The organism is Vibrio sp. 10N.222.46.A1, from assembly GCF_041473595.1.
Classification (GTDB): domain Bacteria; phylum Pseudomonadota; class Gammaproteobacteria; order Enterobacterales; family Vibrionaceae; genus Vibrio; species Vibrio tasmaniensis_A.
Genome location: NZ_JBFRSN010001752.1, coordinates 1 through 376, shown reverse-complemented (window position 1 = coordinate 376; position 376 = coordinate 1). Strand labels below are relative to the sequence as shown.

Genomic DNA, 376 nt, shown 5'->3' with positions numbered 1-376 from the left:
GGAAGACTCAGAGATCGTTCGGTCCATAGTCCAAATCGCGAAAAAGCTCGACTTAAAAGTCACGATTGAAGGCATTGAATCGGAGGTTCAGGAGCAATTTATCATCAATGAAGGCTGTGATGTGGGACAAGGTTACCTTTATGGCAAGCCAATGCCGAGCCAAGAATTCGAACACAGCTTAATCAATCAAAACTATTTGGGGACAACTCGTTACGCTTAAGGCGAAAAAGAGCACTTTGTTTTGGATTTAGGCCTACTTTCTCTTTACTCTATAGGTGGTGATTTTTATAATCGCCGCCTTTCTGTTTTATCTTCCCTTTATATAGGCATTCCTCGTTATGGATCAGTTGACTGCAAAGCTTAAAAAGCTCGAAAA

General features: G+C 41.2%; 1 protein-coding gene. It reads left to right on the top strand.

Annotated elements, in window-relative coordinates; translation table 11 throughout:
* Positions 1–220, top strand: a 220-nt coding sequence (locus tag AB4496_RS29165) for an EAL domain-containing protein (RefSeq protein ID WP_372133609.1), incomplete at its 5' end; no start/stop codon positions are given.
* Between the last annotated feature and the right edge of the window lie 156 nt (positions 221–376).